Consider the following 308-nt stretch of genomic DNA (forward strand, 5'->3'; position numbering starts at 1 on the left):
TCGATGTTTCCTGCAAAAGCAGTACTTTCATCTTTAGAGTAAAAAACCCTAATCAATGCTTACTGAAACAGTAAATATTCATTAGGATTTCGGGTCCAACGTGACACAAAAATCAGTTTTCACTTTAGCCATTAACTACTGCTAACTTTAGCGAGTAGAAAAACCGTCAGGAAGGTTCCCTTCCGGTTAAGCGGCTTTTTCACGACCACTTGCGAAGCAAGTGCAGGTGAATGGTAGGCTTGGGCAGACTTGAACTGCCGACCTCACCCTTATCAGGGGTGCGCTCTAACCAGCTGAGCTACAAGCCT

1 tRNA gene is annotated in these 308 nt (G+C 44.5%); it reads right to left on the reverse strand.

Going from position 1 to position 308, the window contains the following annotated elements:
* Positions 1 to 231: 231 nt before the first annotated feature.
* Positions 232 to 308 (reverse strand) — tRNA-Ile (locus tag V7R42_RS19915).

This window comes from Alteromonas sp. S015, assembly GCF_036864485.1.
Lineage (GTDB): Bacteria > Pseudomonadota > Gammaproteobacteria > Enterobacterales > Alteromonadaceae > Alteromonas.